The following is a 9,465-nucleotide window of genomic DNA, read 5'->3' as shown; positions in this document are numbered from 1 at the left end:
TAGTTAATCGCATAACTAATTATATCAAAAAATCGCTGTAAGCTCTATGCCTACAGCGATTTTTCTTTTAGGGGAGTTTTTTTACAGCCCCTTTTATTCACGGCATTTGAACTGAGTCACGTTCCACTAAATCAACACTAATTACTGCATTTTCGGAAACAACATCTCGGTGAGAAATACGATATATGAGGCGCTGTACAGCACGTTTCCCCATCAGTTCCTTATTAACATTCACCGTGGTCAATTTCGGATTGATTTTCTCGCACATATCAATGTTATCAAATCCAACTACTGAAATATCGTTTGGAGCATGATAACCTAAGGACTGAAGAGACGATAATAGCAGAATTGCTGCCTTATCATTGGAGCATATATATACTTCCGGTAATTGATCTATTGTTTTTATACATTCTGTCATTTTATTAATATCATTAGAAAGTACTGCTTCCTCAATATCTTCTGTGACGGAATATTTTCCGATATACTCATCCAGTGTCATATTAACTATTCCATGATTTAGCTCGAAACTATCCAATGCTTCTTTAAAACCAAAAAATCTTTCTTTGATACTTAATGAATAATTTAAATCACCAAAAAATCCGATCTTTTTAAATCCCTTATCAATTAAATACTTTGTTATAATAAATCCACCCAATTTATTATCCGTTAATATACTATCTACACTCTTTGTCAGGGATGCATGATCCACCAGTATAATAGGAATACGGTATGTTTGAAGCTTAGATATATTCTCATCGTTTATTTTTCCAATAATAACGATTCCTGCAACCCTGTGGTCACTAATCATTGTAGGTACTTCCAAATTATTGTCATCAAAAAAGTTCATTAATATGTCATATCCATTTCTCTTGGCCTCTTCTACTACTGCATACAGAACCCTTCCATAGAAATTCATATCCCTGGAATATTTTTTTTGCATCATCACACATAAATTCATTCGTGAGAAAGTCCGTACAAATTTATCTTTATTTTCTAAATATCCTATTTCCTCTGCGGTACGAAGAATCTTACTCCGCATTTCATCACTTACGCCTGGTTTATTATTTAAAGCAAGAGACACCGCATTTACTGATATTCCGTGTAAATCTGCAATTTGCTTCATTGTAGCTTTCATGACTTCCTCCTCACTATATTTATATTCATCCTCAAACTGTGCTCTAACTTTGTTCTCCTATCCCTAAATGGCTATATAACTCCTCTAGTGATATATCAGCTCGACAGATTGTATCATCTGCTGCTCCATAATATATAATCACTTTATTATCTTCATATAAACATCCACATGTAAATACTACTTCACCAAAAAATCCGTTTTTTTCGTAATATTCTTCAGGCTCTAATAAAGGTTTTTCTGATTTTGCCAGAATTTTATCTGGATTTTCTAAATCCAATAAAAATACTCCCAGACAATAACGACTGTTTCTATCTGCGGCATGATATATTTTTATCCAGCCTTTTTCTGTTTTAATTGGAGGTGCACCTCCGCCAATTCGACCGTTCTCCCATCCTGTATCTGAAACACCATAAAAATGTTGGTGCTTTCCCCAATGAATCAGGTCATTAGATTCAGAAAGCCAGATATCAGGTGTCCCAATTGCTTTTGGCACAGGGCGATTAAAGGCATAATATTTTCCATTGATTTTTTCCGGAAAAATGGTAACATCTTTGTTTTCCGGCAGAAAAATACACCCTTCTCTTGTAAAGTTTCCAAAGTCCTTCGTTGTAATCAAAGCAGTTTCTGCCCCATATGGTGAGACTGCTGTATAATTGATATAATATGTGTCATCAATCCGGGTAATCCTTGGATCTTCCATTCCCCAACATTCATTCTCTGCATTAGGCATAATGGTTGGATGCTCATCAATGGTAAAATGTACTCCATCTTTAGAACGTGCAATCCGCAGGTGGGATAAAGTGGTCAGATAAACCACATTACTATTCCCATCCTTTCCACGGGTAATTGTTCTGCTATCATCAAAACATAATTCTGAATTCTCTGATTTTATTAATGTAATTGTTTTAAAGCAGCTTTTTCCATCTTCATTTACTATAACAGGAAATTTCACAACATCTTCACTATCCGACTTGACTGCTTCTGCAACACGGCAAAGAAGAATGTATTCTTCCTTATATTTTGCCACTCCGCAGTTAAAAACACCTTTTACAATAAAGCCCTCACAGGATGGTTTTACCATATCGGGTGTAAGGAGAGGGTTATTTTCACATCGTGCAATATTTGTATCATTTATTATTATTGTTTGTTCTTTCATGATTAGTCACCTATTTTAACATAAAGTTGATGCCTTCCTTAAAGTATTTTGAAAAACATAAGAATAGAATAATTACAGGCAATGTTAACAATACGGAAGCTGCATACATTGGCCCCGGTACAGTTGAGTTCTGATTAAACTGTGTAGAAATCATTACATTCAGTGTCTGCATTTTGTAATCTGGAGCAACAAGCATATCCCATATTAATTCATTCCATCTTGTCATAAAGACGGATAAAAATACTATAATACTTATTGATTTTGTCGATGGCAATGCAATTTTTAATAATATCTGAAAATGAGTTGCCCCGTCTATTTTAGCTGCCTCAAAGACAACATTGGGAATTGTTTTAAAATAATTAATATACATAAATATTCCCCAAATGGAAACGATTAGAGGCAGTAACATACCCAGATAATTATTCGCCAGTGGACGGATCAGCATATATCTGGGAACTAATAAAATAATGATCGGGAAAAACATTTGAAAGAGCAAAGAAGAGTATATCAATCCTTTCCCTTTATATTCCATATGGGTTGCTGCATATCCTGTCATCAGGCCAACCAACACAGAAATAATTGCTGTAGGTACGCTTACCACAAAGGAATTAATCAATGCCCTGACCCATTGCCATGGATCTGCAGATCCTGCACTGTTTCCTCCTAAGAGGTATCTGTAGCTATCTAAAGATATACTTTTTGGCAAAAGAGCCTTATCAACCATATTCCATGGTAAGAATGACTGGAGTACCATATAATAATATGGGAACAGAGAGATTGCCAATATAATTAGTGTCACTATTGTAATAATTATGGTAGATAGTTTTATTTTTTTTCGTTTTCGGCCCATTCCATAAATCCTCCTTTACCAACCAAATTTCTTATTTAATTTATTCAATAACCATGTGATTAATTGTATCACAACAAATATCTGCACTGCATTGGCAATTGCCATAGCTGCACCATAGCCTGCACGAAATCTGGTAAAGGAAGCATTATAGATTTCTAACTGCCAGGTTGTTGTCGCTAATGCCGGACCTCCTCCGGTAAGTAAAAATGGCTCAGAAAAAATCTGAAAAGAAAGTCCTGCTGCCAGAGTAACTACAGAAGTAATGGTAGGCATAATCATTGGTAAAGTGATATAGAATAATTTACGAATCCCTGTACACCCATCAAGCATCCCTGCTTCATAAACATCTTCCGATACCCCTTCAATGCCAGAAAGTACAAATAGCGCATAATATCCTGCCATCTTCCACACAATCATGATAACTAAAATCCAAAAGGAAGCTTTGCTTTGAAGCCAGTTCACATTTAGATTAAAATGTTCCCTAAGAAAAACGCTAAGAGCTGAATTGTAACTAAACAGATATTTTACCATGACAGATGTAGAAACACCTGATGTAAGATATGGAATAAAAAACATAACCGCCGCGAAACCTTTTAATTTTTCAGGAAGTTTTGAAACTAAAAGAGCAATTCCCACACCTAAAACAAAACACAATATAACAATTGGAACCAAATAACGAAGTGAATTCCAAAATGCAGCCTGAACCTTTTCATCTTTAAATAAATTGATGAAGTTATCAAGTTTTACAAAATTGTAATTCGGTGACATTAGATTCCAATCTGTTACAGAAAGCCAAAGTGCCCATCCTAAAGGTAAGAACAGAAATACCATTGAATAGGCAATATATGGTACATTAAACAACCAGGCAATCCCGGTATTTTTTCTTTTTCGCTTCACCATGCCTTTACTGGCTGCCCCAATATTTTTATTCATTCCATTGCTCCTTTCCATCATTCCAAAATATTTGAAACAAATTGTTCTTTTCATTTTCTAATCAATCAAAAAATATATCCCTGCATCTAAAAGATGCAGGGATATGACACCTTTCATAGGGCATCGTAGTAATTATTCAAGTTCACCTGCTGTTTTCATAGCTTCCATCGCATCATCCACATAAGAAGATACATCTGGATTTTCATTGATTCCCACACTTGGTAAAAGATTGGTTGCAAAAGGAGCAACTGCTTTTTCACCCAATGCTGTTATAATATCAGCACCTTTTTCATGTGCCATTCCAGGAATTGCATCTGCTACAAAAGTACTAATGTCTTTTAATGCTGGATTTTCTCCAAAATAGCTTGCAAACATATCATTGGCTTCTAAATCACCTCTAACAGGAAGCATAGTTGTTGCATTCAACCAGTCAATATCAAAAGTATCTTTTCCTTCACCTGTAAATACAAATTTTAAGAATTCTATAGCTCCTTGATGTTCTTCCTCTGAAATTGCATCATTTTTGTAAAGTACAATTCCTTTTGAATCTGCATAATTGTAGTGAGTATCACCTTCATTTTCTACTAAAGTTGGCCCAAACACATAATCACCATCGATACCATAAGTTTTTCCTGCCGCTATATTTGCTGATACATCCCATGGAAGGCCAATGCCCATAACAACTGGAACAGTTTCTTGTTGCCAGAGACCATCAATAGTACCTGTTAATACTTTATCGCCAATGGAACCATAAAGAGCAAATACTTTTGTTAAAGCATCTTTATCTGCTGTAAGCATATTGCCATCAACAAGTGGAGTTCCTTTTGAAAATGCATTATATTGAGATTCAATATCAAACCATCTTTCCCAGTAATTTGCTGCATTCAAAAGTTCTGCCCGATACATAAAATGTGAAATTCCATCTTTGCTTAAAGTATCTCCCTGATCTTTGTATTTTGTAAGTAATGTATTAAAATCATCCATAGTTTGAGGTATTTCAGTCACACCAAGTGCCTGCAACGCTTTACTGTTATAACAATATCCGATTGGATTTACATATAATGGAATTACATATTGGGCACCTTCGATTTCCCATCCTTCCATTACATTTTCAATCTGGCGTTCTGCAACAATATCCTTATACCAGTCCTCACTACTAATATCATAAAGTGCTTCCGAACTGTTAAGTATATTTGCAAAACTTCTGTTTATATTTTCAGAAATTGCAGGTACTGTACCTGTTGCAATGGCGTTTTGGATACCAGCTTCTGAGGACGGTTGTGCCGGCATCATTTGCACATTTAATTTGATTGTTTTACCATTTAACTCTACCTTTGCTGCATTGAATTTGTCAGCATATGAAGTCCAGATTTTTAAATTATATTGTTCTGGAGCAGTCCAAAAATCTACGTCAATTGTTCCACCACTGGCACTGGTTTCTTTACTTATATCTTCCTTTACTCCATTATCAGTACTTTTTCCACACCCTGCAAGCAGTGTGCTGATCAATGCAAATGCGATAACACCCCTAATTGTTTTCTCCATAAACCCTGATTTTTTCATAGAATTTACCTCCATTTTTATGATGTATAACACTTGTTATACACATTTCACTTTAATACATAATAGCTACTGCAGTCGCTTATGATATAAATAATATCAACTTCCTACTTGAATTTCAAACTTGATTTACTTGAATTTTTGTTTTTTCTTTCTTGAAAATTATGTTTTTTATCCTCTTTCCCCTTAGAACCAGAGTGATAATTTATATTTTACTGTAAAGGAAATCTCCATGATAATGCTCTCATGGAATCGTTTTATAAGACCATAAAAAAACTGCACTATTTTTGACTTTTGAGAAATTTCCTATTAATAAATAAAAGTTTATATAGTATAAACCTTTCAAGAAAACATTAAATTAATGCTTTTTTGAAAGATAGTACTCCATTTTTTACTAATGTATATATCTTATTATGAACATAATTATAGTACCCCCGATGCTCAAACATTAGTAAAAATCGCTGATTTTTTTAACGTAAGTTTAGATTATTTACTTGGACGTACAAGTAAATAAAATATTTCTTCAAGTGAATCTAATGTAATCTTCTCTGATGAAGATGTTAAGGTGATTAATTATTACAATAGATTAAATGACGAGGATAAAGATTATATAAAAGGACAGATGATACAATTATATAAAGATCAGACAAACTCCACTTCTTCACAAAATTCCAAAGAGACCGGATAATATCCACAAGTAGCAATGTTTATTATTTAAGATTTGATTAATCTTTCTTTTCAATATCAATACTATACTTACCTTAATTGATATTGAAAAAAGAATACCAATATAATAAGTAATTACATTAAAACCCTAGTCAAGTGACCAGGGCTCTATTATTATATACTAAGTGCCAAAGATAAGGGGGAGAAAAATGAATATACAATATATTGATCAATTAAATGAGCTTTTAACTAATAGAAGGCATGCCATCGTAGATATAAGTGATTTATGGCTAGATGAGAAAAACCCTAGATTTGCTTCATTAATAAAAGGAGATAACAAGACTATCTCTCAAAAGGATATCATTGAATATCTAATACGTTATACTAATATAGAAGAATTTGCTGAAAGAATAGCTTACTATGGTGGATTATACGATGAAGTTAGTATATCTTGCTATTTTGATGAGAATAATCGTTTAATAGTTTTAGAGGGTAACCGCAGAATAGCAACATGTAAGATTTTACTTGATAATTCTTTGATTCCAAAAGATTTAAATGATAATATTTATATACCTCCAATTACTAAAGAGACTCGTGAAAAAATTAGCAAAGTTCATGTTGTAATATATGATAGCTCTGAAGATACACAAAATTATATTGCATCAAAACATACAAAAGCTGAAGTTGAGAAATGGGAAACCTTTGAGCAATGTAATTATTACTATACACAATTTCATACAAATAATAAACTCCTCAGAGAGTGGTTCTCCTTCCGAAAATGACATGTTAGTGCAAACCGTCATTCAATTCTTATTATTATATATTTTACCATAATGTATCCTAATTGTGTATTACTATATTAAAATTTAGCATTATAAAGGTATTTGATATTGATTAAATATGACTATTTTAAAGTCAATAAGAACCTCTTTATGTCGTCAAAAATTGACGTAAAATCAAATTATATATACCAATGAATTCTTATACTACTTCTTAATATATGATAAAACATAAATATTACTTTAACTAAAGAGAAATATTAATATGAAAAGCTATATTACATAAAGAATGTAAACATTCTTATAAGATTTTTGCAACCATGAAATCATTATTTGATGACTTCTTTTTCATGTGTAATACAATTAAAAGGTATAGTTCAATAGACTATACCTTTTATACTGACGGAGCGAATAAAGTAATTCACATGATTATTCAATTATATTGGTAATGTAATATCAAAATTACTTAACGGTTTATCAACTTCAACAAATTCAGCAGGCAGCTTTATTTTATTATATTCTTGATCTGAAAGATAAAAACTAGCAATACTTTCATGTGATACTGTTCCTAAAAATAGTGTTTTATTTTTTCTAAAAAAGCAAATATCCATAGGCATATTTAACGATTCTCTTTTATTTTTTGCTTCAAAAAATAGGTTATCAATATATGAATTTAAAATCCTTTTTGTTTCTTCATTAAACTTGTAGACATCAATTGTTAACTTATTTTGTTCCGTTACATAATAACAATACCATTTGGTAGTATCAAATTTCTTGACTAGAAATGGTTTTAACTCTTTCTCGAATTTTCTGTATAAAATCATTTCATTATCTGGTATCTGCCTTATTATATTAGTTTGTTCCGTTAATGTAAAGAATGAAGTATGTTTAAAACATATTTCAATAAGTTCATCAAATTTATAATAATTATCATAATCATGTGAAAATTTGAATATTCTCAAAATTATTCCTCCTAATGTTTATGCTTTAGTTAGCATAATAATTTAATTTTTCTATATTAGATTAACCAATGTACCAGCAATGTGCGTTTCTATATGCTGAACCATGAAAATGATTCCAATAGCCAGAACCCGCCCCATGATTTTCAGGACCAATTAATAAACCTAAAGAAGAACATAACCCTCTTGCATATGAAGATGAAACTGCCATTATGCCACTTTGTTTACTATTCATTTGCATTCTCATTATTGCTGATTGCCTACTACAACCATCACCAACAAAAACAGTACTTGTATTGTAATCCAAATATGCTAAATAGTATTGATAACGATCTTGTCTTTCTAATTCTAAAGTCACTTCTTCTGCAGCAACATATGCAATTCCGCCTATAATAAGCGCACGACCTAGTAGCAATAGTAATTCTAAGAGCGCCGCTGTTATATCAATACCAATTGGTATTGCAAACGAAGCACTTATTTCATTATTATTTAAATTATATTTAGTATTATTTTCGTCAATTAAAGTTATTCCTTCTACTCCCTCTTTTTCCGAATAACTTTCAATATCTACGTCAAATTCTTTCTCAATATCATTTGAATCGACTAATAGAGATATTTCTCTTGTGCTCTTATCAAAAGTAGCTATATAAATAGTATTATTTGAATCATACTGTACTATTATTTCTTTGTTAGTATTACTTATTATTTGATAGTTATTTTGTACATCACTAGTCAAATCAGCAGCCTTTGATATTATACTAACATTTGGTATTAATATTAAAGATAATATTAACATTAATGAAATTATTCTTTTTGCCTTTTTAATCATTTTACTCTCTCCTATACTCTTTTTAAATAAAATTATCTATTAGTTACCTTTCTCCAAGAACACAAATCATTCATAGTATTATTAAGTGTAAAACAATACAATGTGTATGAATGTTAAAAATTTATTTTAAAATATATACAAAATTATATATTTCTAAATGATTTGTATAACTTAGATTTTTGCTTTATATCTTACACTTATTTGATTTTTATTAATTACTTTTTAATAGTAAGATAATTTAAAATCAATTAAAATTTAATTATGTAATAAACATTAATTGAATTGATGACTGTATTAATAATATTTCCTCCTCTCATTAACATCCGTTTTTACATTATATACTAAATTTTTACATACATCAACATAAAATTGTGTTTTTTTGTAAATCTGTTGTTAATATGTGGTAACATATATTCGTAAAGTGAAAATTTAAATTCCGTATATTCCCTTTAAAATACTTCTCAACTGGAATTTACTCCTACACACATATTTTTATGATATGATCCTAAAATGATTTTTTAAATTCTTTTTTTTATGTTTTAGTTGCGTTTAGTCCTGCACAAAAATATAGTATTAGTGTGATCTCTGCCCTTCTTTT

9 protein-coding genes are annotated in these 9,465 nt (G+C 31.4%); 2 read left to right on the top strand and 7 right to left on the bottom strand.

All coding sequences use genetic code 11. The features are described from left to right. Positions 1-97: 97 nt before the first annotated feature. The 5 genes from EDD66_RS18210 to EDD66_RS18190 all read right to left on the bottom strand — a co-directional run bounded on the left by EDD66_RS18210 (position 98) and on the right by EDD66_RS18190 (position 5,637). A complete protein-coding gene (locus EDD66_RS18210) occupies positions 98-1,135 on the bottom strand; it encodes a LacI family DNA-binding transcriptional regulator (RefSeq protein WP_123611020.1) in 1,038 nt (345 codons plus the stop codon). Positions 1,136-1,178: 43 nt separating this feature from the next. Then, complete coding sequence (locus EDD66_RS18205; RefSeq protein ID WP_123611019.1) at positions 1,179-2,291, bottom strand: glycoside hydrolase family 130 protein; 1,113 nt, start codon at positions 2,289-2,291, stop codon at positions 1,179-1,181. A 10-nt stretch (positions 2,292-2,301) separates the two neighbouring features. Next, positions 2,302-3,141, bottom strand: coding sequence for a carbohydrate ABC transporter permease (locus EDD66_RS18200; protein ID WP_123611018.1), 840 nt, complete (start codon positions 3,139-3,141; stop codon positions 2,302-2,304). A gap of 15 nt (positions 3,142-3,156) precedes the next feature. Further along, entirely contained in the window at positions 3,157-4,074 is a 918-nt protein-coding gene (locus EDD66_RS18195; protein ID WP_330511495.1) for a carbohydrate ABC transporter permease, read from the bottom strand. A gap of 132 nt (positions 4,075-4,206) precedes the next feature. Beyond that, on the bottom strand, positions 4,207-5,637 hold the full coding sequence (locus tag EDD66_RS18190) for an ABC transporter substrate-binding protein (RefSeq protein ID WP_123611017.1): 1,431 nt from the start codon (positions 5,635-5,637) through the stop codon (positions 4,207-4,209). A gap of 394 nt (positions 5,638-6,031) precedes the next feature. Between EDD66_RS18190 and EDD66_RS18980 the strand changes: the two genes are divergently transcribed. Together EDD66_RS18980 and EDD66_RS18180 are read left to right on the top strand one after the other, a co-directional pair. Continuing rightward, positions 6,032-6,148 (top strand): helix-turn-helix domain-containing protein, encoded by a 117-nt coding sequence (locus EDD66_RS18980; protein WP_123611016.1) that lies wholly within the window; start codon positions 6,032-6,034, stop codon positions 6,146-6,148. Between the two features lie 361 nt (positions 6,149-6,509). After that, positions 6,510-7,082, top strand: a complete 573-nt coding sequence (locus EDD66_RS18180) for a hypothetical protein (protein WP_123611015.1) — start codon at positions 6,510-6,512, stop codon at positions 7,080-7,082. 434 nt (positions 7,083-7,516) lie between these two features. Here the strand turns inward: EDD66_RS18180 and EDD66_RS18175 are convergent, their stop codons facing one another. Further along, positions 7,517-8,041 carry a hypothetical protein gene (locus EDD66_RS18175; RefSeq protein WP_123611014.1) on the bottom strand — a complete coding sequence of 175 codons (525 nt, stop codon included), beginning with the start codon at positions 8,039-8,041 and terminating at the stop codon, positions 7,517-7,519. Between the two features lie 61 nt (positions 8,042-8,102). After that, positions 8,103-8,867, bottom strand: coding sequence for a hypothetical protein (locus tag EDD66_RS18170; RefSeq protein WP_123611013.1), 765 nt, complete (start codon positions 8,865-8,867; stop codon positions 8,103-8,105). Positions 8,868-9,465: the final 598 nt, after the last annotated feature.

It is taken from the genome of Mobilisporobacter senegalensis (genome assembly GCF_003752155.1).
Taxonomy (GTDB): Bacteria; Bacillota; Clostridia; order Lachnospirales; family Lachnospiraceae; genus Mobilisporobacter; species Mobilisporobacter senegalensis.
This window is presented reverse-complemented; position numbering and strand designations above follow the sequence as displayed.